General features: G+C 68.3%; 25 protein-coding genes and 1 pseudogene. 12 read left to right on the top strand and 14 right to left on the bottom strand.

Going from position 1 to position 24,644, the window contains the following annotated elements; all coding sequences use genetic code 11:
• Window positions 1-109: 109 nt before the first annotated feature.
• The 5 genes from AC5Y2S_RS19935 to AC5Y2S_RS19955 all read right to left on the bottom strand — a co-directional run bounded on the left by AC5Y2S_RS19935 (window position 110) and on the right by AC5Y2S_RS19955 (window position 3,919).
• Entirely contained in the window at window positions 110-502 is a 393-nt protein-coding gene (locus AC5Y2S_RS19935) for a DoxX family protein (protein WP_499957838.1), read from the bottom strand.
• A 34-nt stretch (window positions 503-536) separates the two neighbouring features.
• The gene (locus AC5Y2S_RS19940; protein ID WP_499957839.1) at window positions 537-1,595 is read right to left on the bottom strand and encodes a cupin domain-containing protein; all 1,059 of its coding nucleotides are present in this window, start codon (window positions 1,593-1,595) and stop codon (window positions 537-539) included.
• A gap of 102 nt (window positions 1,596-1,697) precedes the next feature.
• Complete coding sequence (locus AC5Y2S_RS19945; RefSeq protein WP_499957841.1) at window positions 1,698-2,486, bottom strand: HD domain-containing protein; 789 nt, start codon at window positions 2,484-2,486, stop codon at window positions 1,698-1,700.
• Window positions 2,487-2,489: 3 nt separating this feature from the next.
• Complete coding sequence (locus AC5Y2S_RS19950; RefSeq protein WP_499957842.1) at window positions 2,490-3,362, bottom strand: alpha/beta fold hydrolase; 873 nt, start codon at window positions 3,360-3,362, stop codon at window positions 2,490-2,492.
• A gap of 44 nt (window positions 3,363-3,406) precedes the next feature.
• The gene (locus AC5Y2S_RS19955; protein ID WP_499957843.1) at window positions 3,407-3,919 is read right to left on the bottom strand and encodes a winged helix-turn-helix transcriptional regulator; all 513 of its coding nucleotides are present in this window, start codon (window positions 3,917-3,919) and stop codon (window positions 3,407-3,409) included.
• A gap of 157 nt (window positions 3,920-4,076) precedes the next feature.
• Between AC5Y2S_RS19955 and AC5Y2S_RS19960 the strand changes: the two genes are divergently transcribed.
• Window positions 4,077-5,252: a thiolase family protein gene (locus AC5Y2S_RS19960; protein WP_499957844.1), complete on the top strand. Its 1,176-nt coding sequence runs from the start codon at window positions 4,077-4,079 to the stop codon at window positions 5,250-5,252.
• 3 nt (window positions 5,253-5,255) lie between these two features.
• Here the strand turns inward: AC5Y2S_RS19960 and AC5Y2S_RS19965 are convergent, their stop codons facing one another.
• Complete coding sequence (locus AC5Y2S_RS19965; RefSeq protein WP_499957988.1) at window positions 5,256-5,840, bottom strand: hypothetical protein; 585 nt, start codon at window positions 5,838-5,840, stop codon at window positions 5,256-5,258.
• Window positions 5,841-5,972: 132 nt separating this feature from the next.
• Between AC5Y2S_RS19965 and AC5Y2S_RS19970 the strand changes: the two genes are divergently transcribed.
• Both AC5Y2S_RS19970 and AC5Y2S_RS19975 read left to right on the top strand, forming a co-directional pair.
• Window positions 5,973-6,716, top strand: a complete 744-nt coding sequence (locus AC5Y2S_RS19970) for a 3'(2'),5'-bisphosphate nucleotidase CysQ (RefSeq protein WP_499957846.1) — start codon at window positions 5,973-5,975, stop codon at window positions 6,714-6,716.
• 80 nt (window positions 6,717-6,796) lie between these two features.
• Window positions 6,797-7,666, top strand: a complete 870-nt coding sequence (locus AC5Y2S_RS19975) for an alpha/beta fold hydrolase (RefSeq protein WP_499957847.1) — start codon at window positions 6,797-6,799, stop codon at window positions 7,664-7,666.
• Window positions 7,667-7,718: 52 nt separating this feature from the next.
• On the opposite strand, the gene AC5Y2S_RS19980 is transcribed toward AC5Y2S_RS19975, so the two are convergent.
• The 4 genes from AC5Y2S_RS19980 to AC5Y2S_RS19995 are packed head-to-tail and all read right to left on the bottom strand — an operon-like array spanning window position 7,719 to window position 10,791.
• Window positions 7,719-8,162, bottom strand: coding sequence for a hypothetical protein (locus AC5Y2S_RS19980; RefSeq protein ID WP_499957849.1), 444 nt, complete (start codon window positions 8,160-8,162; stop codon window positions 7,719-7,721).
• A 48-nt stretch (window positions 8,163-8,210) separates the two neighbouring features.
• The gene (dmpG, locus tag AC5Y2S_RS19985; protein WP_499957850.1) at window positions 8,211-9,212 is read right to left on the bottom strand and encodes a 4-hydroxy-2-oxovalerate aldolase; all 1,002 of its coding nucleotides are present in this window, start codon (window positions 9,210-9,212) and stop codon (window positions 8,211-8,213) included.
• Entirely contained in the window at window positions 9,209-10,141 is a 933-nt protein-coding gene (locus AC5Y2S_RS19990; protein ID WP_499957990.1) for an acetaldehyde dehydrogenase (acetylating), read from the bottom strand. The genes dmpG and AC5Y2S_RS19990 overlap by 4 nt, the downstream gene beginning before the upstream one ends.
• 20 nt (window positions 10,142-10,161) lie before the next feature.
• Window positions 10,162-10,791 (bottom strand): TetR/AcrR family transcriptional regulator, encoded by a 630-nt coding sequence (locus tag AC5Y2S_RS19995; protein ID WP_499957851.1) that lies wholly within the window; start codon window positions 10,789-10,791, stop codon window positions 10,162-10,164.
• A 96-nt stretch (window positions 10,792-10,887) separates the two neighbouring features.
• Between AC5Y2S_RS19995 and AC5Y2S_RS20000 the strand changes: the two genes are divergently transcribed.
• The 4 genes from AC5Y2S_RS20000 to AC5Y2S_RS20015 are packed head-to-tail and all read left to right on the top strand — an operon-like array spanning window position 10,888 to window position 15,381.
• A complete protein-coding gene (locus AC5Y2S_RS20000; protein WP_499957852.1) occupies window positions 10,888-12,474 on the top strand; it encodes a bifunctional 3-(3-hydroxy-phenyl)propionate/3-hydroxycinnamic acid hydroxylase in 1,587 nt (528 codons plus the stop codon).
• On the top strand, window positions 12,471-13,331 hold the full coding sequence (locus AC5Y2S_RS20005; RefSeq protein WP_499957854.1) for an alpha/beta fold hydrolase: 861 nt from the start codon (window positions 12,471-12,473) through the stop codon (window positions 13,329-13,331). The genes AC5Y2S_RS20000 and AC5Y2S_RS20005 overlap by 4 nt, the downstream gene beginning before the upstream one ends.
• Window positions 13,328-14,332 carry a VOC family protein gene (locus AC5Y2S_RS20010; protein ID WP_499957856.1) on the top strand — a complete coding sequence of 335 codons (1,005 nt, stop codon included), beginning with the start codon at window positions 13,328-13,330 and terminating at the stop codon, window positions 14,330-14,332. The genes AC5Y2S_RS20005 and AC5Y2S_RS20010 overlap by 4 nt, the downstream gene beginning before the upstream one ends.
• A 17-nt stretch (window positions 14,333-14,349) precedes the next feature.
• On the top strand, window positions 14,350-15,381 hold the full coding sequence (locus AC5Y2S_RS20015; RefSeq protein WP_499957860.1) for an amidohydrolase family protein: 1,032 nt from the start codon (window positions 14,350-14,352) through the stop codon (window positions 15,379-15,381).
• 7 nt (window positions 15,382-15,388) lie between these two features.
• On the opposite strand, the gene AC5Y2S_RS20020 is transcribed toward AC5Y2S_RS20015, so the two are convergent.
• Window positions 15,389-16,294 carry a haloalkane dehalogenase gene (locus AC5Y2S_RS20020; protein WP_499957863.1) on the bottom strand — a complete coding sequence of 302 codons (906 nt, stop codon included), beginning with the start codon at window positions 16,292-16,294 and terminating at the stop codon, window positions 15,389-15,391.
• A gap of 109 nt (window positions 16,295-16,403) precedes the next feature.
• Between AC5Y2S_RS20020 and AC5Y2S_RS20025 the strand changes: the two genes are divergently transcribed.
• Window positions 16,404-17,129 (top strand): DUF2652 domain-containing protein, encoded by a 726-nt coding sequence (locus AC5Y2S_RS20025; RefSeq protein ID WP_499957864.1) that lies wholly within the window; start codon window positions 16,404-16,406, stop codon window positions 17,127-17,129.
• On the opposite strand, the gene AC5Y2S_RS20030 is transcribed toward AC5Y2S_RS20025, so the two are convergent.
• Together AC5Y2S_RS20030 and AC5Y2S_RS20035 are read right to left on the bottom strand one after the other, a co-directional pair.
• Window positions 17,126-18,265, bottom strand: a complete 1,140-nt coding sequence (locus AC5Y2S_RS20030; RefSeq protein WP_499957992.1) for a MalY/PatB family protein — start codon at window positions 18,263-18,265, stop codon at window positions 17,126-17,128. The genes AC5Y2S_RS20025 and AC5Y2S_RS20030 overlap by 4 nt on opposite strands.
• Before the next feature lie 66 nt (window positions 18,266-18,331).
• Window positions 18,332-19,426, bottom strand: a complete 1,095-nt coding sequence (locus tag AC5Y2S_RS20035; protein ID WP_499957865.1) for an NAD(P)H-dependent amine dehydrogenase family protein — start codon at window positions 19,424-19,426, stop codon at window positions 18,332-18,334.
• 220 nt (window positions 19,427-19,646) lie between these two features.
• Between AC5Y2S_RS20035 and AC5Y2S_RS20040 the strand changes: the two are divergent.
• The 3 genes and pseudogenes from AC5Y2S_RS20040 (at window position 19,647) to AC5Y2S_RS20050 (ending at window position 22,960) form a co-directional block, all read left to right on the top strand.
• Window positions 19,647-20,708, top strand: a pseudogene (locus AC5Y2S_RS20040) (NAD(P)H-dependent amine dehydrogenase family protein).
• Between the two features lie 69 nt (window positions 20,709-20,777).
• The gene (locus AC5Y2S_RS20045) at window positions 20,778-21,770 is read left to right on the top strand and encodes an LLM class flavin-dependent oxidoreductase (protein WP_499957867.1); all 993 of its coding nucleotides are present in this window, start codon (window positions 20,778-20,780) and stop codon (window positions 21,768-21,770) included.
• Window positions 21,767-22,960 (top strand): cytochrome P450, encoded by a 1,194-nt coding sequence (locus AC5Y2S_RS20050; protein WP_499957868.1) that lies wholly within the window; start codon window positions 21,767-21,769, stop codon window positions 22,958-22,960. The genes AC5Y2S_RS20045 and AC5Y2S_RS20050 overlap by 4 nt, the downstream gene beginning before the upstream one ends.
• Window positions 22,961-23,041: 81 nt before the next feature.
• Here AC5Y2S_RS20050 and AC5Y2S_RS20055 read toward each other — a convergent pair whose 3' ends face one another.
• Window positions 23,042-23,827, bottom strand: a complete 786-nt coding sequence (locus tag AC5Y2S_RS20055; protein ID WP_499957869.1) for a spirocyclase AveC family protein — start codon at window positions 23,825-23,827, stop codon at window positions 23,042-23,044.
• Window positions 23,828-24,000: 173 nt separating this feature from the next.
• Between AC5Y2S_RS20055 and AC5Y2S_RS20060 the strand changes: the two genes are divergently transcribed.
• Window positions 24,001-24,639: a TetR/AcrR family transcriptional regulator gene (locus AC5Y2S_RS20060; RefSeq protein ID WP_499904199.1), complete on the top strand. Its 639-nt coding sequence runs from the start codon at window positions 24,001-24,003 to the stop codon at window positions 24,637-24,639.
• Window positions 24,640-24,644: the final 5 nt, after the last annotated feature.

Below are 24,644 nucleotides of genomic sequence, written 5' to 3' on the forward strand. Positions count from 1 at the left end.
TGAAAAGCGTTGTGGGCGGCGCAATCGCACTTCTAGTCGTCATGTACGTGGCTTCGCAGTGGAGAAAGCCCGCGCTGCCGGACGCGGACTCGTGTGGCTAATGTGCAACTCAGCTGTTGCGCCTGATCTTCAGCGCGGTGGTGATCATCGGAATCTGAAGTGGCAGCCGGGCGAGCGCCGCGACGCGCATCGGCCAGGGCTTGTCCCACCACAACCGAACCATGTTGACGTTTGCCGGGAACACGCTGACGAACAGCGCGACGGCGGCCAACGCGGCCCGCCGCCGGGTGCGCCGGGGCACCAGCAGCGCACCGACGGCGATCTCGGCGACGCCCGATGCATAGGTATAGAACCGCGCGTCGCCGGGCAGTTCGGCGGGGACGATGTCGTCGAATGGTTTGGGCGCCAGGAAGTGGACGGTGCCGATGCCCATCAGCATCGCTGCGACTCGATAGGCGGTCGTCCGGGTGGTGTCACGTTCAACGAGGGGGGTGGTCGTCATCGACCCATTGTGTCGTGCGCCCCGCCGGCGTGGGTCACTGCTCTCCCACAGCGTGGGCATCGAGCGGGTTCCGTCGGTTGACGATGAGCGGATCCGCCTTCGTGAACGGGAAGTCGGGCAGGTCGTCGATGTGTGTGTCGAACGTCGCCGCCAGCACCTTGCGCGAGTAGGCGCTTGCCGACGCGCGATACCCGATGTCGCCGGGGGTGGGTTGGTCGAAGAAGATGCAGAAGTGCATCTCGGGGGCGTCGAAGACCTCGATGTGGTGGGGGTAGGCGCGGGGGATGAAATACACGTCGCCCTGCCGCAGATACCAGGTGTCGAGGGTGCCGTCCGGATCCATCACGGTCATGCGCGCCGCGCCGCGGTTGACGTAGCCCATTTCCGCGGTGATCGGATGCCAGTGCGGTTCGCGCATGCCGTCCTCGCGGATGCGCAGCGAATACATCGACAGGTCCTTCAGGGCGGGCCAATACTGCAGCCGGGCGGTCCGGGCCGAGCCGACGGCGATGCTGACGGGCGGCGTCATCGCCTCCACCGAAAACTTGTGCGGGTCATCGAAGTAGGCGGTGGCCGGCACGTCCGGATCGCCGTCGCGGGCCGCCAACGCGCGGTCGCTGGTGCTGCGGCGGATGGCGGCGAAATCTGAGGCCGGGAGGTCGTAAGTGTTGCCCAGCACGGCGTCGGTCATGGCCCCGAAAGCCGCGCCCAGCCCGAAGTCCTCGGGCCGTTCGCTGCGGAAGGTGATGATGAATTCGGCTGTGTCGCTGCCGATGTTCTCGATGTGATGCAGTGAACCGGAGTCGACGTGGAACATGTCGCCGGCCCGCACCACAAAGGATGAGAATTGGCTGCCGGTGTCGAGCACCGACACGAGCGCGGTACCGGCGACGCAGTAGGTCAACTCGTTGGCGTTGGCATGCCAGTGCGGGGTCCGCATGGCGCCCGGGTTGATCAGCAGCCGCTTGATCGACAGGCCGGTCAGGATCGGGAAGGTGTCGGCGGTGAGCCGGCGGATCGAGCCGAGATCGGATTCTTCGACGATTTCACCTTCCGTTAACGATGCGACGTGTTCGCTTGTCCGCGTGAGCATTTCATCCTCCAAGGGATTCCGGGTCGAGGCTTGGACGGGTTACTACGCTAAGCGTGCCGCCTCGGGCCTATGCCCGTCCAACGCAGAGTTTCGATGTGCCGATCAACGTTGCTTATCGAGTCGAAACTTGCCCAAGCGAACCGCGGTGGGAAAGATCGGGCCGAAGCACGCGAATCGGCAGCCGGGGTTGCGGCGGGCCTCTTGTTTGACGAGTCGGGCGGTGTCTTCGGCGAATCCGTCGCGCGGGTAAAGGCTGAGGATCTCGTCGAGGTTGTCGGGGTGCAGCGCCCACTGCTGGGCCAGGACGTCGACCAGCCCACCCGCCCTGAGCCAGTGGGCCACCGGCCCGTACCGACGCGCGGGGACGAACGGGTTGAGGTTCGTCGTGATCGCCAGGGCCACGCTGTCCCGGCGTGAGCTCGCCCAGCCGGCGGCCGCCGTGATTTCGCGAGCCAGTCTGGCCCCGGCCACGGTGAAGCACCCGCGCCGGTTGGGGTCGAAGAGCCCGGTGTCGTGGAGTAGCGCTGCGACACAAAGCGCTTCGCGGTCGAGCGGGTCGGGGTGGCCGCTCAACTCGTAGCGGATGGCCGTGAAGTAGTAGGTGCGGTAACTGTGGTCGACGATGTGCGGGCTGGCCACGGCGCGCAGGCGCTCCTCGGCCGCGCGAACCGCTTCCGTGCGCGGCGGCGCCCATCGGGTCAGGTCGATCTTTCGTGGGGCGCGCGGCGGGGCGATATGACGGGCGGCCCAGCGCAGTCGGGGAGCGGCGTCACCGAGCAGCACCGCGCCGGTGCCCGCGAGCAAAGCCACGCGCTGGCGCACCGACAGCGGCGGGCCGCCCAGCCTTTCCCATTCCAGCGAGCCGACCGGTGGTGCGGGGCTGCGGGCCATTGCTCACTCCGCTCTCGTCGGGTGCGCGGCAAGGAAGCCCTCGATCGCGGTGACAAGCTGATCGGGCTGTTCTTCGGGGATGAAGGTGCGGCACCCGGTGATCAGTTCGAATCGCCCTTGCGGCAACAGTTTTGCCAGTCGCCGGCCATGGTCGCGGGGGAAGATCTTGTCGTTTTCGGCCCAGAGCACGAGCGCGGGTTTGTCGAAGTCGGTGAGCCGGTCCGCGGCCTCGAACGTGTATTTCGTGTCGACCGCCCGCAGCATGCGCCGGAAGTCGCGCCTGACCCCCGGATTGAGACGCACCGGGTCGGTGAACGAGCGCATGATGTCCGGTGGCATCGGCCGTGACGTCACAAACCCGTAGGCGGTCGGCAGGCGCTGGATCGCCTTGAATTGCGCGGTGTAGGCGACGATCCAGGTGAGCAGCCGCGAGCGCGCCATCACCTCCAAGTACTTCTGCGGCGTCGGCGGAAACTTCTCGAACGCGTCGCACGAGGTGAGCACCAGGCGAGCGATCCGGTCGGGGTGCCGTCCGACCAACGCCTGGGCGACGGCGCCACCCGTGTCGTTGGCGACGATCGTGACGTCGTCGAGGTCCAGGGCATCGAGGAAGTCCGCGACGATCCGCGCCATGCCCGGCAGCGACAGATCGGCGTCGGCTTCCAGCGGGATCGAGTGCGAGCCCCACGGCAGGTCCGGGGTGATGCATCGATGGTCTGCCGCCAGGCGGGGCGCGACGTGTCGCCACAGATCGCCGTTGACGCCGACTCCGTGCACGAACACGATCGGCGGGCCATCGCCGCGCTCGCGGTAGCCGATCGCGCCGTGCGGGATGGCGATGCGGCGCTGCTGGCCGAGATCCGGGCTGATCGACATGCGACCATACTTGCATGGTGCAAGTACACGGGCAATGGCGCGGCTCAATGTCGCGCGGGACGGCCTTCCCACGCGGCGAGCTGCGGCGGTGTCAGGGTGGTCGGCTCGCCGTCCGGTCCAACCGCGCCGGGCGCCGGCACCACCCGCAGGTCACGTAGCTCGATCGGCTGGTCGCAGTGTTCGCATCGCAGCGCGCCGCCAGCCTCGTGATCGCAGCCCTTGTGCAGGATCAGAACCTCGGGGCCCGCGGGACCCGGTTCGTGGCGGTCGGCCCAGGCCATCAGCGTCAGCACCACCGGGAACAGGTCGCGGCCCTTTTCGGTCAGGTGGTACGAACCGCGCGACCCGCTCCGCTCCATGACGCCGTGCTCAACCAACTTCTGCAGCCGGGCGCTCAATACATTCGTCGCCAGCCCGAGGCTGCGCAGGAACTCGTCGTAGCGGGTCAAGCCGTGGAAGGCATCGCGGACGATCAGCAGCGTCCAGCGCTCACCGAGAATCGTCAGCGCGCGGGCGAGCGCGCAGTCCTGACCGGTGTAGTCGCGCCCAAGTGGCATGGTGCAAGTTTAGGCGCCCGGGGGCCGCTCGAGTGTTAGCGCGGTCACAGCCGGCCGCGTCTGGAACTTAGCCCGTTACTATTGCTCATACGGTATTGGATACGATTCCACCCATCCGTCGCTGCCGACCGCAGCCGAACAGTCCGAGGTTGAAAACATGGCCACACCCGTGATCGTCGGAGCCACCAGGACGGCGATCGGCCGCTCGTTCAAGGGTGCGCTCGTCAACACGCCGCCCGAGACCCTGATCACCACGGTGCTTCCCGAGGTGGTGCGCAGGTCGGGGATCGACCCGTCGGCGATCGACGACATCATCTTCGCCGAATCGCACTACGGCGGTGGTGATTTGGCGCGTTATGCGGCCGCCGCGACCGGCATGGAGGACATCCCCGGCCAGGCGGTGAACCGGCACTGCGCGGGCAGCCTTACCGCGATCGGCAACGCCGCGGCCCAGATCGGCTCCGGGATGGAGCGCGTGCTGATCGCCGGCGGCGTGCAGTCGCTGTCCATGACGCCGCTGATGAACCAGCGGATTCCCGGCCCCGAGCTGAAGTTCGAGGAGCGCTGGCTGCCCCCGACGCACGTCGAGGCGCCCGACGCGCCCACCAAGGACATGTCGATCACCGTCGGGTGGAACACCGCGCAGGCGGTGGGCATCACCCGCGAGGAGATGGACGCCTGGGCGGCCCGGTCACATGAGCGCGCCATCGCCGCCATGGACGCGGGGAAGTTTCTCGACGAGATCGTCCCGCTGAAGATCACCCAGCTCGATGGCTCGGTGACCGACTTCTCGGTGGACGAGCATCCCCGCCGCGACACCACCATCGAGAAGCTCGCGGCCCTCAAGGTGCTGCATCCCGAGATCGAGGGATTTTCGATCACGGCGGGCAACAGCAGCGGCACGAACGACGCCGCCGCGGCGGTCGCGTTGGTCGACCGTGATTACGCGCTCGCCGAGAAGCTGAACGTAATGGGCACCGTCCGGGCGTGGGGCGCCGTGGGCGTGCCGCCGCGGGACTGCGGTCTGGGCGCGGTCAAGGTGATCGGCAAAGTGCTGCAGCGCGCCGGGTTGTCGGTCGACGACGTCGCACTGTGGGAGATCAACGAGGCGTTCGCGTCCGTGCCGATCGCGGCGTGCCGCGAGTACGGCATCGACGAGGGGAAGGTGAACTTCTCCGGCAGCGGGTGCAGCCTCGGCCACCCCATCGCGGCCTCGGGCGCTCGCATGGTCACCACGCTGGCCTACGAGCTGGCGCGGCGCGGCGGCGGCATCGGTGTCGCGGCGATGTGTGCGGGCGGCGGTCAGGGCGGCGCGGTCGTCATCGAGGTCTGACCGCTAATTGCAGAACGTATAGCCGATGAACTGGGCGTCGCGCGCGTTGGCTCCCGAGTAGTTGACGTAGTGCACTGCCGGCATTCCGTTGTACTGGGTGTTGGTCTTCTGCGCGGTGGGCGGCGGGACCGCCTTGGGGAAGGCCAGGACCAGGTCGGCAAAGATCTTGAGCCCCGTTTGGCAGATCGCCTCGGGCCGCGGCGGCTGGGCGTTCCACGCGTGCACGACGACCGGGTCGGTCAGCTGATAACCCGCGGCGCAATTGGGATCGCAGATCTTGAAGACCGCGGTCCCGGTCCCGTCGGCGCCCTGGGGGCCCCACGACGTCCACGACATGTCTTGCAGCGCAACGGCTACGCTGGCGCATCCCAAGACGCTGAGCTTCTTCGGACGCTCGAGCGGGGGGACCGACGGGTTGTAACAGCCGGGAATGGCGAAGCTGGTCGATTGCGACGGCTGGGTGGTGGCCGAGCCCGGGGTGCTCTGGTGACCCTGGATCAGCTTCACGCCGACAACCGCGAGTATGCCGATCAGCAGCACAGCGAGGATGACACCCAAGACCCCCAGGCGTCCCCCCGGAAACCGCAGCCGGCTCGATGACGAGACGTTGCCGCTCACGTTTACCAGGTTATGGCAGAACCGGCCCCTCTGGGTGGCGCTGCCGCAAGAATCGTCGCGGGGTAAATTTGGTCAACGCTACCAACTTATTGAGGATTACCGATGGATGATCATGCCCTGGCCGCGCGGTTGGCCGCGGAGGCGGGACGGCTGCTGCTCGGCGTCCGCGAGGAATTCGCCGAGGCCGACGCCGGCGAGCGAAAAGCCGCGGGGGACAAGCGGTCCCACGACTTTCTGATGGAGGCGCTCGCCGCCGAGCGGCCCGACGACGCGGTGCTGTCCGAGGAGGGCGCCGACGACCCGGTGCGGTTGGGCTCGCAGCGGGTCTGGATAGTCGATCCGCTCGACGGGACGCGGGAATTCTCCGAGCTCGGGCGCGACGACTGGGCCGTGCACGTGGCGCTCTGGCAGGACGGTGAGCTCGCCGCCGGCGCGGTGGCGCTGCCGGCGCAGGGGGTCACGTTGGCGACGCCGTACGTCACCGCGCCCCCGGCCGCGCCGGATCAGCCCCGCATCGTGGTCTCGCGCACGCGGCCGCCCGCCCTCGCCCTGGCCGTCCGCGACGCGCTGGACGGCGTCCTCGTCGAAATGGGTTCCGCCGGAGCCAAAGTGGCGTCGATCGTCCAGGGTCTGTCGGACGTGTACGTGCACGCCGGCGGCCAGTTCGAATGGGACTCGGCCGCCCCGGTGGCTGTGGCCCGCGCCGCCGGCCTGCACACCTCCCGCATCGATGGCTCGGCCCTGGCCTACAACCAACCCGACCCGAAACTGCCCGACGTGGTGGTGTGCCGTCCCGAACTCGCCGCGGCGGTCCTTGCCGCGACGTCGACGCCCAGCGTCGAGTAGTTGCGCCGATCGGGCCTGGGTCCCGACATCAACTCGACGCTCGGCCCCGCGACGGTCGGACCCGCGACTACGTTTGAGAAATGCTGACCAGTTCCCCATGCGGGGGGTTTCGGCTGGCCTACCAACGCCACGGGGCCGGCGCGCGAGCGGTGATTTTGCTGCACGGATGGCCCGGCGACCACACCGACTACCGCCGCGTTGTCCCCTTGCTGGGCAAGGGTTTCGACGTTGTGGTTCCTGACTTGCGGGGGTTTGGGAACTCCGACAAGCAACGCGTCGACCCAGCCCATGGATACGGCGCCGCGGCCCAGGCGCGCAGCATCGTCTCCCTGATCGACGAACTCGGCCTGCGGCGGCCCGTCGTCGCCGGCTATGACATAGGAAGCCGCATAGCTCAAACTGTCGCCAAGGACCGCCCGGAACTCGTCAAACACCTTGTCTTGTCGCCGCCCCTGCCCGGCGTCGGGAACCGCGTGCTCGATCCGAACGCCCAAAAGCAGTTCTGGTACCAAGCGTTTCACCAGCTGTCACTGGCCGACGACCTGATCGACGGAAAACCCGATGCCGTCCGCACCTACCTGTCTCACTTCTGGGAAGAGTGGTCCGGCCCGAAGTTCGGACTCGCCGACGCCGACCTCGAGCATCTCGTCGCCGCGTACTCGCCGCCCGGCGCCTTCACCGCCTCGATCGGCTGGTACCGGGCCGGCGCCGGAACGGTGGCAACCGCGCTGGACGAACAGCCACCACCGCGCGATCAACGAATCCGTACGCCGGCGTCCGTGCTTTGGCCAGAACACGATCCGCTGTTTCCCCGCGAGTGGTCGGGCCGCCTCGACGAGTTCTTCACGGACGTTCAGCTGACCACCGCGGCCGACGCCGGCCACTTCACGCCGCTCGAATCTCCAGAGCAATTCGCCGAACTAATACGTCGCGCGGCGACTAAGGCGTAGACGGTAGATGCCCAGCACCTGGCGGGCGTGGAGCTGCAAGCCGTGGGCTCAGTCACCTTCGTAGGCGGCGGCGTCCCTTCGCCTCCTCGGTCCACTCCTGCTCGATCCGACCGATCTCGAGCGAGAGCAGCGTGAGAGTCGGGTTGTCGCAATGGACCTCGTGCGCGGTGCGGAATTCCGCCGCTTCGCCTGTGGTCGGCAGGTATGGCCGCAAGCCCTCGAACCATTCGTCGCCGACGACGTTGGGCGGGTCGTCGTCGCGGGGGCCGCAAGCCCACTGCCGGTAGGCGTCCCGCGCATCCGCCAGGCCGCTGCGCCAGCGTCGGACCGCGTCACAGCGCTGCCCGTGTAGGTGCATCTTCATCTGATGCTTGTTGTTGTGGTTCCCCACCATCCCGGGAAGCAAGGTATCGGCGGCGGACCTCGCGACGCCCGCGATGCCCACGGCCGACGCACCCACGACCGTGCCCATCAGGCCCATCGTCACCATGTCCATTCGCTGATCGTCGCATCCCCGGACTGCGACGACTAGGGGACGACGCATTCAGCGCGATCCGGTGAGGTCGAGCGCGATGTCGACGAGCATGTCCTCCTGGCCGCCCACCATGCCGCGCCGCCCGGCCTCTTCCAGCAGGGTGCGCGCGTCGATGTCGAAGCGGACCGCGGCGGCCTCCGCGTGCCGCAAAAAGCTGGAGTACACGCCCGCGTAGCCGAGGGTCAGGGTTTCCCGGTCGACCCGCACGGGCCGGTCCTGCAGGGGCCGGACCAGGTCGTCGGCGGCGTCCTGCAGCCGGTGCAGGTCGCAGCCGTGCTCCCAGCCGAGCCGGGTGGCCGCCGCGATGAACACCTCGAGGGGCGCGTTCCCGGCGCCGGCGCCCATGCCCGCGAGCGAGGCGTCGACGCGGTGTGCGCCGTGCTCGACGGCGGCGATCGAGTTGGCGACGCCCAGCGACAAGTTGTGGTGGGCGTGGATGCCGATTTCGGTTGTGGGCGAAAGTGTTTGGCGCAGCGCCTCGACCCGGTCGCCGACGTCGCGCATCGTCATGGCGCCGCCCGAGTCGACGACGTACACGCAGGCCGCGCCGTAGCCCTCCATGAGCCTTGCCTGCCCGGCCAGGTTGGCGGGGCTGGTCAGGTGGCTCATCATCAAAAAGCCCACGGCGTCCATGCCGAGGTCACGGGCCGCGGCGAGGTAGGGGGCCGAGATGTCGGCCTCGGTGCAGTGGGTGCCGACGCGGACGACGGTCGCGCCCGCGCGGTGGGCGTCCTTGAGGTTGCGCAGGCTTCCGACGCCCGGTAGCAGGAGCGTCGCTACCCTGGCCCTCCGGACCGCCGCGGCCACGGCCTCGATCCATTCCAGGTCGGTGTGTGCTCCGAACCCGTATACGCAGCTCGAACCGGACAACCCGTCACCGTGGGCGACCTCGATCGAGTCGACACCGGCCTCGTCCAGGGCGCGGGCGATCGCGGTCGCGTGCTCGATGCTGTATTGGTGGCGCACCGCGTGCATGCCGTCGCGCAGGGTGACGTCGCTGACGTAGATCATGTTGCGGCTCCGGCGGTTTCGTTGTGGTGCGCGGCGATGCGCTCGGCGGCGGCCTTGGCGGCGGACGTCATGATGTCCAGGTTTCCGGCGTAGGCGGGCAGATAGTGTGCGGAGCCGGCGACCTCGAGCAGCACCGTGACGCGGGTGCCGGTGAACTTGCCGGTCTCGGGGATGTACAGCGGGTGGTCGTGGTCGAACACCTGGAACTGCACGTCCTGCTTGAGCCGGTAACCGGGCACGTAGGCGGCGACCCGGCCGACCATGTCGTGGATTTCCCGCTCAATCCTGTGCTGATCCGGTTCGCCGTCGACGAGGCAGTACACGGTGTTGCGCATAAGCACCGGCGGATCGGCGGGGTTCAGGATGATCACGGCCTTGCCGCGCTGCGCGCCGCCGACGACCCGCAGTGCGGTGGCGGTGGTTTCGATGAATTCGTCGATGTTGGCCCGGGTCCCGGGGCCGGCGGATTTCGCCGAGATCGAGGAGACGATCTCGGCGTAGGAGACGATCCCGGCCGTGCCGACGGCGGCGACGATCGGGATCGTCGCCTGCCCACCGCAGGTCACCATGTTGAGGTTGGGCGTGTCCAGGTGGTCGTCGAGGTTGACCACCGGCACGCAGAACGGTCCGATCGAGGCGGGGGTGAGGTCCAGCATTCGTATTCCGGTGTCCCGCAACGCCGCCCAGTTGGCGCGGTGCGCGCCGGCGGAGGTGGCGTCGAAGGCCAGCCTGATGCCGGCGAACTCCGGCATCCGCAGCAGTCCCTCGACCCCGTCGGCGGTGGCCGGCACGCCCATTCGCCGCGCGTAGGCCAGCCCGTCGGAGTCGGGGTCGATGCCGACCATGGCGCCAATGGTGAGTGGGCCGTCGCTGCGCAGGATTTTGACCATCAGGTCGGTGCCGATGTTGCCCGAGCCGATGATGGCCACCGGGAATCGTGCGGCGGAGGTCACTTCGTGTCCTCGGCGGCCATCCGCAGCGCGCTGTCGTAGAGGATGTTCGCGTGCAGCTCGAACAGCGCCAGCAGGTCGACCGAGTCGCCACCGAGCTCCTTGGCGACGAAGAGGCCGTCGCCACCGGCGAGGGCGTAGGTGGCCAACTGGTGGACCTGCGCGTCGGTCAGACCCGGGACCACGTCCCGCACGGCTAGCGTGAGCGTCTCGAACGCTCGGGCGCGCACGGCGAGGAACATCGCCCGCGCCCGCGGCTCGACCGGCCGGCGTTCCAGCGCGAGCATCAGGCCCAGGCGCAGGAAGTCGGGGGAGTCCAGCAGGGCCTTGGCGATCTGCATGACCATCGAGACGAGTCGCTCACGCGGCGCGCCCTCGGCCGGCATCTCCCACGCCGAAAGCCAGTGCGCGAAGCTGCGTTCGATGACCGCGGCGATCAGGTCGTCCTTGTCCTTGAAGTGCCAGTAGATGGAGCTGGCGGGTAGGCCGCACTTGGCGCTGACCAGCCCGATGCTGGTGCCCTCGTAACCGCGCTCGCTGGCGATCTCGGTGGCCGCGTCGAGGATGCGGGTCCGGGACGCCTCGCCGTCGAGGCGGCGGCGGCGCTGTGGCTTGTCTTTGGTGGCCACTGAAACTCCTCTCCGGCAGGATCTTGACTCTGTAGTGATCACTACAGTACCGTAATGATCGCTACAGAACAAGCCGGACACGAAGGCGAGACGGCAATGAACGAATATCCGACCTATGACGTCGCGGTGATCGGTTACGGTCCGACGGGCGCCACCGCCGCGAATCTGCTGGGCCGCCTCGGCCTTAGCGTGGTCGTCATCGAGCGCGACCCCGATGTGTACGGGCGGGCGCGGGCCATCTCGACCGACGAGGAGGTCATGCGCATCTGGCAGTCCGTCGGGCTGGCCGACCGCCTGCAGCGGGACATGCTGCCCGATCGCCCGCTGGCCTGGGTCGACGCCCAGGGCGTGCCGTTCATCGAAACCACCATGACGCCGCACGGCTGCGGGCACCCGCCGCAGCAGTTCCTGTACCAGCCCGCGGTCGACCACGTGCTCCGCGAGGGCGTCGACCGGTTTGCGGGCGTCGATGTGCTGCTGGAACACGAGTGCCTGCGGGCGGTCAACGGAGCGTCGGACGTCGAACTGATGCTGGCCGACCTGCGCACCGACACCTTCAAACGCGTGCGGGCGTCATATGTGATCGCCTGCGACGGCGGGGCCTCGCCGACCCGCGGCCAGCTCGGGGTCGGATACGAGGGACGCACCTACGCCGAACGCTGGGTTGTCATCGACACCAAGGTGATTCGCGAATGGGACGGCCACGACCGGCTGCGCTTTCACTGCAATCCCGCCCGGCCGACCGTGGACTGCCCCACGCCGCTGGGACACCACCGCTGGGAGTACCCCGCGCGGGCCGGCGAGGACGAGTCGAGGCTCGTCACCGACGAGGCCGTGTGGGAGGTCCTCAACGACCAGGGCATCACCGACGAGCACGTCAAGATCCTGCGCGCGGTGATCTACAGCCACCACGTGCGCGTCGCCGACCGCTGGCGCGTCGGGCGCATCTTCCTGGCCGGCGACGCGGCGCACGCGATGCCGCCGTGGATCGGGCAGGGCATGTCGGCCGGCGTGCGCGACGCGGCCAACCTGTGCTGGAAGCTCGCGGCCGTGCTGCACGGGCAGGCGCCCGATTCGCTGCTCGACAGCTACCAGGCCGAGCGCAAGCCGCACGTCACCGAGGTCACCCGCCGGGCGGTACGCAACGGGCGGATCATCACCGAGCGCCGGAAGTCGTTGGCGTGGTTGCGAAACCACCTGCTGCGGGCCGTGACACGAATCCCCGGGGCGCTGAAGGCCGGGCAGAGCCTGATCTGGATTCCGCCCGCGCACTACCCCGACGGATTTGTGGCACCGGATGCGCACCCCGCGGCCGGTTGGCAGCTGCCGCAGCCCTGGGTCACCGACCCCAGCGGAAACAGGTCGCGCCTGGACGACGCCCTGGGCGGCGGCTGGGCCATCCTGCACCTCGGCGCGACGCCGCCCGGCGCCGATCGCTGGGAGCGGCTGGGCGCCGTCTCGCTGGGCGTCACCAGCGGCGCGCCGGCGCCCGGCGCAATCCGCGACGACGACGGCAGCCTGACGGGCTGGCTACGCGGCAAGAAGGCGGCCGCGGTCGTGGTGCGCCCCGACGGGTTCGTCTTCGCCGCCGCGGCCGCCGGCGCCCCGCTGCCCGCCCCGCCGCCAGAGCTGACCGACCTGACCCCGCCGCTGGCGGCCACCCCGATCGGAGTCCCCGCATGAGCACCACCGAACTGACCGAGCGCACCGTCACCGTCGCGGGCAAACCCATCTTCGTCACCGAGACCGGAACGGGCCCGCCCGTCGTGATGCTGCACGGCGGCGGCCCCGGCGCGTCGGGCGTGTCGAACTACTCCCGCAACATCGACGCTCTCGCAACGCATTTCCGCGTCATCGTGCCCGACATGCCCGGCTACGGCAGGTCGGCCAAGGGCGTCGACCAAAATGACCCGTTCGGCTACCTCGCCGACATGATCCGCGGCCTCATCGACGAACTCGGCATCGACACCGCGCACCTCATCGGCAACTCCTACGGCGGATCGGCGGCGCTGCGGCTCGCCCTGGACACCCCGGACCGCGTCGGCAAGCTGGTATTGATGGGCCCGGGCGGAATCGGCACGACCCGGGGCCTTCCCACGGCCGGGCTGAAGAGCCTGCTGTCCTACTACGGCGGCGACGGACCGAGCCGCGACAAGCTCGCCACGTTCATCCGCACCTACCTGGTGTACGACGGTGCCGCCGTGCCCGAGGACCTGATCGACCTGCGCTACCGCGCATCGATCGACCCCGAGGTGGTCGCGAACCCGCCCCTGCGCCGCCCCTCCGGACCGACCGCCCTGCGCACCCTGTGGCGGATGGATCTCACCCGGGACGGCCGGCTGACGGCCCTGCCGACACCGACGCTGGTCCTGTGGGGCCGCGACGACAAGGTCAACAAGCCCTCGGGTGGGCCGCTACTGCTCAACCTGCTGCCGAACGCCGAGCTGGTGATGACCTCGCACACCGGACACTGGATGCAATGGGAACGCGCGGAGATGTTCAATCGGCTGGCCATCGAGTTCTTGGAGCGTGCGCGATGACGCCGTCGGTGTTCGGGCGGGTCCAGCTCGGTTACGTGGTGATCGAGACCGAAAAGTTCGGCGACTGGCGGCGATTCGGCCGCGACGCCATCGGCATGCACCTCGATGAGGCGGGAAGCGACGCGATCCGGTTTCGCCTCGACGACAACGAGTGCCGGTTCCTGCTGCAAGGCGGCGCGGCCGAGGACGTCATCGCGCTCGGCTGGCACGTGGACGACCACGACGCCTTCGACACCGTCCTCGCCCGCGTCAAGCGCCACGGCGTACCGGTGACCGAGGGCACCGACGACGAGGCCGCGCTGCGCGGCGTGGAGCGGCTGGTTCGATTCCCCGGACCCAACGGCCTGACCCAGGAGGTCTTCACCCGCGCCCGCACGGGCGCGGCACCGCTACACATGGCCGCGGGCGGCGGATTCGTCACGGGCGCAGCGGGTCTGGGCCACGTGGCCGTCACCACGACGAAGCCCCATCAGCTACGTGGCTACTACGACGCGGTGTTGGACGCGCGGTTGTCCGACTATATCGACGAGACGATCAGCGGCCTCAAGTTCAAGATCCGCTTCCTGCGGGTCAACGAGCGGCACCATACCGTGGCGATCGCGGCGGTCAACCGGTTGCGGCTCAACCCGATCCGCACCCGGGTGCAGCACGTCAACGTCCAGGTCGCGCAGCTCGACGACATGACGGCCGCCTACCAGCGCGTCAAGCAACTCGGGTTCCGGATGGCGCTGGGCGTGGGCCAGCACACCAACGACAAGGAGCTGTCCTTCTACGCCGTCACGCCCTCGGGATTCGAATGGGAGCTGGGCTGGAACCCGATCGTCGTCGACGAGGCGACCTGGGAGCCCACCACCCACCAGGGCATCAGCATCTGGGGGCACACTCCAGAGGGGCAGACGATCATCGACAAGCTCAACCAGTTCAAGACCGGCGCGGCGTCGATGTTGCACCATGAGGACGTCGTGCCGGCCCTGGCCGGGGCGGGCATTCCGGACCGTTGATCGACAGGGGAACTGCGATGTTGCGGATCGACACCCACCACCACGCGATCCCGCCCTTCTACCGAGACCTGTTGCACAAGGCAAAGATCGACGAGGAGAGCGGCCGTGCGCTGCCGGAGTGGAGCCCCGAGGAGTCGCTGCGGACCATGGGCGAACTGAACGTCGCCACCGCGATCCTGTCGGTGTCCACGCCGGGCACCGCGTACCTGCCGGACGCGAGGGACGCCGCCTCGCTCGCCCGCGGCATCAACGACTACCTCGCCGAAGTCGCGCGGACCCAGCCCAACCGGTTCGGATTCTTCGCGACCATCCCCATGCCGCATCTGAGCGAGTCCGTCGACGAGGTCGCCCGATCACTCGACGCCTTGAGCGCCGACGGCGTCGTGTTGCTCGCCAACAGCGGGGGAACCTACCTGGGCCAGGATGGACAGGACGATCTGTTCGCGGCGCTGGACGCGCGCTCGGCGGTGGTGTTCATCCACCCTGCCAACCTGCCCGGCCCCGTCGTGGACGGCGTAGTACCTTTCGCGGCCGACTTCCTGCTCGACACCACGCGGGCGGCGTATTTGCTTGTCCGCAACCAGATTTGCCGCAAGTACCCCAACATCAAGTTCATCCTCAGCCACGCGGGCGGATTCGTGCCCTACGCCTCGCACCGGATGGCGGCGGCCATCACGGGCGACACCGGACGCAGCCTCACCGACGTCCTGGACGACTTCGCGGGCTTCTACTTCGACACCGCCCTCTCGTCGAGCGCCGCCGCGCTGCCCAGCCTGCTCGCCTTCGCCAAACCCGGGCACGTCACCTTCGGCTCCGACTGGCCCTTCGCTCCCGTCGCGGTCGGCAAGCTGTTCGCCTCGGGCCTGGAAACCTACCCGGGGCTCGACGCGGACGCCCGGACGGCGATCGAGCGCACCAATGCGCTGGCGCTGTTCCCGCGCCTGGGGGCCGCGGCGCCGCCCGACAGCGGGTCCGCTGTCGATCGGGCGCGCCACGCGGCCAGCAGAGTGTTGATGCGCGGGATCACGCGACTGATCAACAGCGGATAGCGCCCGTTCAGCGCAGGGCCTGCTGCCAGGACAGCACGCGTCGGGCCAATTCCGGCCCGGCGTCTTCCTGGATGAAGTGGCTGGCCTTGATGCGGGCGTGCGGCTGGCCGGCCGCGCCGGGGATGTGCTTGATCAGCGGGCGGTCCGCATGCCCGAGGATGGGATCCCGGTTGCCGAAGATGCACAGGCAGGGCTTCTCCCACTGGCCGAGGGTCTTCCACGCCGCCCGGTTGGCCGGGATCGCAGGGTCGTACGGTGACGTCGGCACCAGCTGCGGGAACGCGCGGGCCCCGGCCTGATAGGTCTTGTGCGGGTAGGGGGCGTCGTAACCGGCCCGCACCTTGGGGGGCACCCGGCGGACGGTGCCGGTCGCGACGATGCGTCCGGCGGGCAGCACGGGGGAGTAGCGGGCGAAGGCCCGCCATGCGTAGAAGGCCGGCGGCGTGGGGCGCTCCGCGGTGGGCAGGAAGCCGTTCGCCACCACCAGCCGCGCGACCCGATCACCCTGTTCGGCGGCGATGCGCAGGCCGATCAGCGACCCCCAGTCCTGCACGAACAGGGTGACGTCCTTCAGGTTGAGCCGCTCGAACCACGACGTCACCCACTCGACGTGGCGCAGGTACGTGTAATCGTCCATCCGGCTGGGCTTGTCGGAGCGGCCGAAACCGATCAGGTCGGGCGCCAGCACGCGGTTCCCGGCGTCGGCCAGCGGGGGAATCATCGTGCGGTACAGATAGCTCCACGTCGGCTCGCCGTGCAGCAGCACGATCGGCGGGCCATCGACCGGGCCCTCGTCCAGGAAGTGCATGCGCAGCGGCTCGGTGTCGCTTGCGGTCACGTCGATGTAGTTCGCTACGAACGGATAGCCCTCCAGGTTTTCGAATCGGGAGTCTGGGGTTCGCAGCACATCCATATTCGGCTCCTCCGGGGTGGGACCTCTGCAAGCCTCTCGCGGCAGCGCGATTTCGTCCAGTGGCAGATTCATTGAGACGGTAACCGGCAACAATTAAACTGGCCACATCATGGCCATCCGGCAAGCGGTACTGCTCATTGCCGACATCGGCGGATACACCCACTACATGAGCTGGAACCGGACCCATTTGGCGCATGCGCAGCTAACCGTGGCCGGTTTGTTGGAAGCCGTCATCGACGCTGGCAAGGGGCTGAAGCTCGCCAAGCTGGAGGGCGACGCGGCGTTCTTCTGGGCGCCGGAAGGCAACGCCAAAGTGCTGGTATGCGAGCGGCTGTCGCGGATGCGCGGGGCTTTCCTCGCGCAGCGCGAGCGGTTCAAGTCCGACATCGCCTGCGAGTGCGCGAGCTGTGGGCAGCTGGACAACCTGTCGCTGAAGTTCGTCGTCCACCAGGGCGAGGTCGCCGAGCAGAAGGTGAAGCGCCACGTCGAACTCGCCGGGGTCGATGTGATCCTGGTGCACCGGATGCTGAAAAATTCGGTACCAGTTGTCGAGTACGTGCTGATGACCGATCCGGTCGCCGCATGCCTCGACGGCCCGATGCGCGGGCTGTGCAAGCCGCTGGTCCACCACTTCGAGGGCATCGGGGACACCTCGACGCATTACATCGACCTCGCCACCTCGGAGATGCCGGCCGCGCGGCCACGCCCCAGCCGGTTGCGGCGGTTCGGCGCCACGGCCAAGTTGGAGCTGAGCGCGTTGCCGTTCCTGTTGGGTATCAAGAAGCCCGCGGAAGGCTTCCGCAACCTGGACCGCGCCGAGGACATTCCCGCCTAGCGGGTTTCGAGCGCGCCGCCCATTCGTGATATCGCCTCGGTGAGAATGGCTTTCGAGGTCGCGAAGTTCAACCGGACGTGCCCGGTCCCGCCGGTTCCGAAGACGTGGCCGGAGCTGAGCGCGACGCGGGCGTGGTCGAGGAACCACCGGGCGGGCCCGGCCAGGTCCGCCACTACCGCCAGCCCGCCCGCGGTGTCCTCGTCGAAGCCGAGCTCGCGGCAGTCGAGCCACGCGAGGTAAGTGCCCTGCGGCCATTGGTATTTCACGGCCGGAAGGTGCTCGGCGATCAGGTCGCCCAGCAGCGTCCGGTTCGTGTCGAGGCCGTCGAGCAGTGCGTCGAGCCACTCGCCGCCGCTGCGGAACGCTTCGGCGTGCGCGATGACGCCGAGGTGGCTCGGGCCGTGGCTGACCTCCTCCGGCATCCGACGCAGGTCCGCCGCCGCCTCCGGGCCGGCGACGGCCAACGCGGCCTTCAGGCCCGAGAGGTTCCACGCCTTCGAGGCCGACGTCAGGGCCAGGGCGTTCTCCGCGCCGGGCACGGTCAGGTAGGGGACGAACCGCGCGCCCGGCAGGATGACGGGCGCGTGGATCTCGTCCGAGACCACCCGCACCCCGAACCGGCGGGCCAGCTCGGCGACGGCGCGCAGCTCCTCGAGCGTGTGCACCGACCCGGTCGGGTTGTGCGGATTGCACAGCAGGTAGGCGACCCTGCCGCCCGACGCGACGGCGCGGGCGAACGCGTCCGCCAAGGCGCCCAGGTCAATTCGGCCGCCGACGTCGAGCGGGGCCTCGACCACTCGGCGGCCGTCGTGCGACACGAACGCATAGAACGGCGCGTACACGGGTGGGTTGACGACAACGGCATCCCCGCGGTCGGTGACCAGGCGCAGCATTTCCACGGCGCCCAGCATCACGTCGGGAACGATCGCGGTGCGGCCGACCTGCAGGTCGTGCCATTGCCAGCGCCGCGAGGCGAATTCACTGACCGCCTCGGCAAACGCGGTGCCGCAGGGATATCCGGTGTCGCCGATGTCGATCGCCCTGCGCAGCGCCTCGGCCACCGTCGGCGGCAGCGCCACGTCCATCTCGGCGACCCACAGCGGCAACACGTCGTCGGCGTGCGCCCGCCATTTCATGCTGGTGCGCAGTCGGAGTTGCTGCAGCGTGAGTTCCTCGAGTGGGTTATAGGCCACCCCGGCAGACTAGGTGGCGAACGCGTGCTTTGGAATCGTCAGTGGTAGGTCGACCGAACTCAGCAGCCCGGGTTCCGCCGCAACGACATACGCGACGGCGTTGACGACGCGCATCGCGGTGGCGACCATCGCGCCCGCACCCGACGTCATGCCCGCGACGCCGGCCTTGCGCGGATCTTTCAGCGTGGCCGCCAGGGTGCACTCGATGTCTGGGTCGCCGGTGATCGCGATTCGGTAGGACAGGTCGCCGATCCCGGTCGGCCAATCGGGGGCGACGTCGTGTGCGAGCCGGGTGACATGCTCGATGACGATGGCCTCGCGCCCGTCGACCACCCCGATCGCCTGCATGCGCAGCGCGCCGCACGTCCCTGCCTCGACCGTGCCCATCGCGACCTCCAGCGTCCGGTTGGTGACGGCGCGGTCGAAACTCTCGCGGACCTCCTGGACTTCGACCCCCAGCGCGCCGGCGACCAGGCGGATCTGGCCCTGCCATTCGCCGGCGATCGCGCCCGGATAGCCGATCCAGGGCTGATATTCGAGCGGACGGCCGAAACCCAGCGCGTCGCTCATGATGTCGGGAACCCCATAGTCGTCGTACAGGCCGATCTCGAACGAGTGGATCTTCTCGATCGACGACGACTGCGTGGACAGCACCAGGGGCAGGTAGTCCGCGGCGAACCCGGGCTCGATGCCCGAGGCGTACAGCGACACCTGCCCATGCTTGGCCGCCGCGACGAGTTGGTCGCGCCACTCCGCGGGTTCGTAGGCGTGCGGGTTGACCAACCGCGTGGTGCTGGTCGTGACGACGTTGATCCCCGCCTCGAGCAGCATCACGTAATCCGGGATGGCCAGCGCGTCGCGTTCCGGGCCGCTGGCCGCATAGATCACGCAGTCGGGCCTCAGCGCGATGAGCGCGTCGGCGTCGTTGGTGGCCTTCAAGCCGATCGGCTCGCCGTTGGCCAGTTCGCCGGCGTCCTTGCCGTCCTTCTCCGGCGAGTGCACCCAGACGCCGACCAGGTCCAGGTTGGGGCGCCGCGCAATGGCGCGGATGGCGATCGACCCGATGCCGCCCGTTGCCCACACCACCACGCGATGAGCCGTCATCTTGTTTCTCCTCAGGTGCGCGCGATTGAAAGCCGAGACGGCCGTTGCCCTTAACTCTTTAAGAAAGTGCACACTATCCTAAAGAACAAATCTTAGGTTAACCTGCTGCTGATGTACACGCTCAGGTTGGTGCGGCTCGCCGGGGAGATCAGTGTCTTGGACCTGATCAGCCGAACCTCGAACGCGCCGTGGCCGCGGCGAACCGGTAAGGAGAGTGCTCGTGCGCGTCGTCGTGTGGTCCACCGGGGGAGTCGGGAAGATCGCGATCGACGCCATCAGCCGCCGACCGGACCTGGAACTCGTTGGCGTATGAGTGCATTCGCCCGACAAGGTCGGCGAGGACGCCGGTGAGTTGGCCGGCATCGGGCCGCTGGGGGTGACGGCCACCAACGACGCCGATGCGCTGATCGCCCTGGCCCCCGACGCCGTCGTGTACGCCGCGAGCGGTCCCGAACGCGACGGCGCCGCCGTGCCGGACTACCTGCGGCTGCTGCAGGCGGGCATCAATGTCGTGTCGACGTCGTCGACGAGCCTGGTGTATCCACCGTCGTATTTCGCCCCGGACTGGCGCGACCAACTGGAGGCCGCGGCCAAGTCCGGCGGTGCGTCGTTGTACGTGTCGGGCATTTTTCCGGGCTTCGCCTCCGATCAGCTGGCGTTGATGATGACGACGCAGTCGAAGAACATCCGCACCATCACGGCCAGCGAGGTCGCTCTCAACGACCACTACCCGGTCGCCGACGTGATGATGGACGGCTTGGGCTTCGGGCGCCCACTGGATTTCGAGCCCATGCTCAAGACGCCCGGCTTCATCGAAATGGCTTGGAAAGCACCGATATTCCTGATCGCGGGCGGCCTCGGTGTCGAAGTCGAGGAGGTGCGGGGCTCGTTCGAGCGGGAACTCGCCGACCGCGACATCGCCGTGGCGTTCGGGACCATCAAGGCCGGCACGTGCGGCGCGGTGCGCACCCGGGCCGCGGGCATGGTGCACGGTCGCGAGCGCATCGTGATCGAGCACGTCATCCGGATGGCCCGCGACGTCGCCCCCGACTGGCCGGCGTCGGATTGCGACGCGACCTATCGAGTCGACATCGAGGGCGACCCGGACGTCCACTGCGTGCTGACCCTCGGGGCGGCCGAAGGGCACGGTGCCGGCCGCGCCGCCATGACCGCCACGGCCATGCGCGTGGTCAACGCGATCCCGTACGTCATCGACGCGCCGCCCGGCCTGCTCAGCTCGCTGGACATCCCGACGACTTTGCCACGCCACGCCTTTGACTGAACGTTGACGCAGCTCGCGGCGGCCACGTACCGTACGCGATACAAATATTAGGTTATCTAGGAGTCGGCTGTGTTCACGTTGCGCTTCGACATGCGAGCCCCGTCGTGGGGGGCACCGCGGGTAGCGCTGTACGGCGCCGTGCCCGAAATGTGCGCGTGGGCCGAGGATCATGGCGGTCTCGCCGCAGTGTTCTGCGAGCACCACGGGTCCGAGGACGGCTACCTGCCGTCCCCGTTGTTGCTGGCGTCGTCGGTGGCGTCGAGAACGGAGCGCCTGGCGCTCAGCCTGATCCTGATCCTCCCGTTCTACGACCCGGTGCGCCTCGCCGAGGACATGGCGGTCCTCGACATCATCAGCAAGGGGCGGGCGTCGTACATCCTGGCCCTGGGGTATCGGCCCGAGGAGTTCGAGCACTTCGGCGTGGCGCTGCGCGGTCGCGGCCGGCTCGCCGACGAGAAGCTCTCCCTGCTGCGCTCGCTGCTCTCCGAGAAAACGGTCAACCAGGACGGGCGACGGATCACGGTGACACCACGCCCGCACACCGACGGTGGCCCGGGTTTGATGTGGGGCGGCGGAACCGTCGCGGCGGCGCGTCGGGCCGGCAGGTACGGCCTGGGCATGCTGGGCAACGCCAACGAACCCGGCATGCGGGAGGCCTACGAGGAGGCCTGCCGCGAACACGGCCATACGCCGGGCCCGACGATGTTTCCCAGCCGCGACACCCCGTCGGTCGTGTTCGTCGCCGACGACGTGGACCGGGCGTGGGAAGAGCTCGGCGAGCACCTGCTGCACGACGTGCGAACGTATGCCGCGTGGAATCCCGGGGACGAAACGACGGCGGGCTTCTCGCACGTCAACACCGTCGACGAGCTGCGCGCCAACCCGGCGTCGCACGTCATCATCTCTGTCCCGGAGGCGATTTCGCGGGTGCGCGCCGGCGAGATACTCAACCTGTCGCCGCTGTGCGGCGGACTGCCGCCGGAAGTCGCGTGGCCCTATCTCAAGCGCGTGGGGGAGGTCGTGCTGCCGGAGGCGCTGGCGGAGACGAAGGCACCGCTATGACGGGGGCGGGAACCGCCGAGGTTTACTACGACCCCTTCGATTTCGTCATCGACGACGACCCGTACCCGATCTGGAAGAGGCTGCGCGACGAGGCGCCGCTGTACTACAACGAGAAGTACGGCTTCTACGCGCTGAGCCGCTACGAGGACGTCTCCCGCGAGCTGATGAACTTCGACACCTACCGGTCGGGTCGCGGGACCACGATCGAAATCATCAAGAGCGGCATCGAGGTTCCGCCCGGAATCATCCTGTTCGAGGATCCGCCGATTCACGATCTGCATCGGCGTTTGCTCTCAAAGGTTTTCACGCCCCGCCGGATGGAGGCGGTCGAGCCGCTGACCCGGGCGTTCTGCGCACGCGCTCTCGACCCACTGGTGGGGACGGGACGGTTCGACTTCATCGAGAATCTCGGCGCGATGGTCCCGATGCGCACGATCGGGTACCTGCTGGGCATCCCCGAAGACGGTCAGGAAGCGATCCGCGACAAGGGCGGCCGTCAGCTCACCCTGAAAGAGGGCACGTTCCGGCCCGCCACGCAAGAAATGTTCGAGCGAAGCTATGAGATGTTCTCCGACTACATCGATTGGCGGGTCGACCACCCGTCGGACGATCTGATGACCCAACTGCTCAACGCCGAGGTCGAGGACGACGGCGGGCCCCGGCGCCTGACCCGGATCGAGGTGCTGCAGTACACCAGCATGATCGCCGGCGCGGGCAACGAGACTACGACGCGCCTGATCGGGTTCCTGGGTCAACTTCTCGCCGAGCACCCCGACCAGCGACGGCAAATCGTGGCCGACCCCTCGTTGATTCCCATGGCCATCGAGGAGACCCTGCGATACGAAGCGCCCTCGCCGGTCCAGGCGCGCTACGTCGCCCGCGAGGTCTCATGCCATGGCTCGACAGTTCCGGAAGGCTCGATCATGTTGCTGGTCAACGGATCCGCCAACCGGGACGAACGCAGGTACCCGGATGCGGACACGTTCGACGTCCATCGCGGCGACACCCACCTCAGCTTCGGCCATGGCCTGCACTTCTGCATGGGATCGGCCTTGGCGCGCATGCAGGCGCGGGTCGCGCTCGAGGAGGTCATCAAGCGCTGGCCGGACTGGGAAGTCGACTACGCCAAGGCCGGCAAGGCCCACACGACCAGCGTGCGGGGATGGGCGAAGCTGCCGGTGTTCACCTGATTTCGCCCGCTCGCCGAACGTCGAGTTGTTGCATGAGATCCGGCCGTTTTGGCGCAACAACTCGACGCTGGACGGAGGAAGCTACTTGGGTTGGTTCGGGACGCCCGGGAACAACTGGCCCGTCGGCCCCGCGGTCACCCAGCCGCCCAGCTTCGTCGCCAGGTGCGGCGCGAAAACGGCGCCGTAGAGCAGATTTCCGATGACGACGACGGCGGCGATCGACAGCGCCGACGATTGCAGGCGAGTCTTGGTTCGCTTGTCGGCCCACATCTCGATGACGTTGCGTCCCTGCGCGTCGGTCCGTCCGAGCAGGTAGGTGAAGACCATCATCTGGATGCCCATCGCGAGGGAGTCGTAGAGCGGGTACTGGTGAACGGTCCCTTCGCGTATCGCGAGCCCGGGAATCACGCGGCCGTAATAGAAGACGCCGAGCTTGGCTCCGAGGAACCCGTTGAAGAGCAGTGCCCAGCAGAAGCCGACGACGAGGCCCACGATCAGCAGCGTTATCGGCCTGCGCCACTGGAACTTTGCGCTGACCCACCTCCCTAACGCCGCGCCCGTCACGGCCGGCAGCACGAAGTAGGAGATGTAGCCGACGGGAACGAACGACGGCAATCCACCCCACGTGACGTTCAGCGGCCACCAGGACGGCATCCGCGGAATGGCGGGCGGGAACTGGGCGTACATCGCCCAGTCATAGGGCGCCTCGATCCACGAGAACGAGATCGCCGAGATGCACAAAAGCAGCAGTGGGTGTATCCGGCGTTGGCGGATGCTCAGGTAGACACCGATCGCGGTGAAGGTGATGCCACCGACGAGGGCGAAGCCGCTAGCCGCCTGCATCAGGGGCGTCATCCCGGCGCTCATCGGTCGCGCCCCCGGTCGGGTGCGCGACGCGATTCGGGGTCGAAGTGCAGCACCAGGCCGAAGATCAGGACGATCAGCCCGAACAGCGTGCCGAGCATGATGACTGCACCCACGTCGGCGCCCCTTCCGGTAACGGGTCGAACCTCAAGATAGTGCATGCTATCTTAAAAGCCGTGCCCCAGCGACCCGCCGTTACCGCGGCCACGCGCCGCCCCCGCGGTGCGCCGCGCAAACTGCTGCTCGACGCCGCCCGGGACCTCTTCGCGCGTCAGGACTACCGCGGCACCACCACGCGCGAAATCGCCCAGGCCGCAGGCGTAACCGAACACCTGCTGTTCCGTCACTTCGGGTCGAAGGCCGCGCTGTTCCGCGAGGCCCTCGTCTCACCCTTCACCAGCTTCGTCGACGAATTCGGGCGCACGTGGCAGTCCGTCGTGCCCGAGGAGACCAAGGAGGAGGAGCTGGCGGGCCATTTCGTGGGTCAGCTCTACGACGTGTTCGTCGAACACCAGGGTCTGCTCTTGACGCTGATGGCATCGGATGCCCTCAGCGACGAGGAGAAGGCCGACGCCGGCATCGATGACGTCCGACGGGCCATCACGGTGCTCGGCCAGATCAGCGCCGAGGGCATGCACCTGCGCGGGTTGCGGTCGGATCACCCCGACCTGCCCGCGCATTCGACGGTGGCGATGATCGCCGGCATGGCCGCGTTGCGGTCGACCTACTTCGGCAAGAAGCCGCCGTCGCGGGAGGTGATCGTCGAGGAGCTCGTCCAGGCGATCCTGCACGGCTTCCTGCACCGAAACGAGTGAGGGGC

The sequence above is a fragment of the Mycobacterium sp. NGS69 genome (assembly GCF_059812165.1).

Coding starts and splice junctions, on each gene's coding strand:
- AC5Y2S_RS20000 (WP_499957852.1), top strand. CDS start 10,888: ATGAACGAATATCCGACCTATGACGTCGCGGTGATCGGTTACGGTCCG.
- AC5Y2S_RS19960 (WP_499957844.1), top strand. CDS start 4,077: ATGGCCACACCCGTGATCGTCGGAGCCACCAGGACGGCGATCGGCCGC.
- AC5Y2S_RS20025 (WP_499957864.1), top strand. CDS start 16,404: ATGGCCATCCGGCAAGCGGTACTGCTCATTGCCGACATCGGCGGATAC.
- AC5Y2S_RS20010 (WP_499957856.1), top strand. CDS start 13,328: ATGACGCCGTCGGTGTTCGGGCGGGTCCAGCTCGGTTACGTGGTGATC.
- AC5Y2S_RS20020 (WP_499957863.1), bottom strand. CDS start 16,294: ATGGATGTGCTGCGAACCCCAGACTCCCGATTCGAAAACCTGGAGGGC.
- AC5Y2S_RS20005 (WP_499957854.1), top strand. CDS start 12,471: ATGAGCACCACCGAACTGACCGAGCGCACCGTCACCGTCGCGGGCAAA.
- AC5Y2S_RS19940 (WP_499957839.1), bottom strand. CDS start 1,595: ATGCTCACGCGGACAAGCGAACACGTCGCATCGTTAACGGAAGGTGAA.
- AC5Y2S_RS19970 (WP_499957846.1), top strand. CDS start 5,973: ATGGATGATCATGCCCTGGCCGCGCGGTTGGCCGCGGAGGCGGGACGG.
- AC5Y2S_RS19975 (WP_499957847.1), top strand. CDS start 6,797: ATGCTGACCAGTTCCCCATGCGGGGGGTTTCGGCTGGCCTACCAACGC.
- AC5Y2S_RS19950 (WP_499957842.1), bottom strand. CDS start 3,362: ATGTCGATCAGCCCGGATCTCGGCCAGCAGCGCCGCATCGCCATCCCG.
- dmpG (WP_499957850.1), bottom strand. CDS start 9,212: ATGATCTACGTCAGCGACGTCACCCTGCGCGACGGCATGCACGCGGTG.
- AC5Y2S_RS19980 (WP_499957849.1), bottom strand. CDS start 8,162: ATGGACATGGTGACGATGGGCCTGATGGGCACGGTCGTGGGTGCGTCG.
- AC5Y2S_RS19935 (WP_499957838.1), bottom strand. CDS start 502: ATGACGACCACCCCCCTCGTTGAACGTGACACCACCCGGACGACCGCC.
- AC5Y2S_RS20055 (WP_499957869.1), bottom strand. CDS start 23,827: ATGAGCGCCGGGATGACGCCCCTGATGCAGGCGGCTAGCGGCTTCGCC.
- AC5Y2S_RS20030 (WP_499957992.1), bottom strand. CDS start 18,265: ATGAAATGGCGGGCGCACGCCGACGACGTGTTGCCGCTGTGGGTCGCC.
- AC5Y2S_RS20035 (WP_499957865.1), bottom strand. CDS start 19,426: ATGACGGCTCATCGCGTGGTGGTGTGGGCAACGGGCGGCATCGGGTCG.
- AC5Y2S_RS20050 (WP_499957868.1), top strand. CDS start 21,767: ATGACGGGGGCGGGAACCGCCGAGGTTTACTACGACCCCTTCGATTTC.
- AC5Y2S_RS20015 (WP_499957860.1), top strand. CDS start 14,350: ATGTTGCGGATCGACACCCACCACCACGCGATCCCGCCCTTCTACCGA.
- AC5Y2S_RS19945 (WP_499957841.1), bottom strand. CDS start 2,486: ATGGCCCGCAGCCCCGCACCACCGGTCGGCTCGCTGGAATGGGAAAGG.
- AC5Y2S_RS19955 (WP_499957843.1), bottom strand. CDS start 3,919: ATGCCACTTGGGCGCGACTACACCGGTCAGGACTGCGCGCTCGCCCGC.